The organism is Mesorhizobium sp. SEMIA396 (assembly GCF_024518615.1).
Classification (GTDB): Bacteria; Pseudomonadota; Alphaproteobacteria; order Rhizobiales; family Rhizobiaceae; genus Mesorhizobium.
Window position 1 is genome coordinate 1 of record NZ_JANIFC010000047.1, and the last position, 292, is coordinate 292.

1 rRNA gene is annotated in these 292 nt (G+C 56.2%); it reads left to right on the forward strand.

The features are described 5' to 3' along the window. Positions 1-202 precede the first annotated feature (202 nt). A 23S ribosomal RNA gene (locus NP503_RS33230) occupies positions 203-292 on the forward strand; the annotation flags it as partial.

Sequence of the window (292 nt, forward strand, 5' to 3'; positions counted from 1 at the left end):
ATATGATGGGCTTGCCTAACCGCACCCTCGAACCGATCTCGAGAAGCTGGTCTTTTTGTGCCAATGACATCGAATTGGGTCCCGCACAGGATCCGGTTCAGGCGACAATCTCTTCGGGATTGCGCGGACGCTAACCTCGCAAGGGGAAGGCTGAAGCGACAGTCCCTTCGGGATTGCGCGGGTGGGCATTGGCAATGAGAACGATCAAGTGTCTTAAGGGCAATTGGTGGATGCCTTGGCATGCACAGGCGATGAAGGACGTGATACGCTGCGATAAGCTACGGGGAGGTGC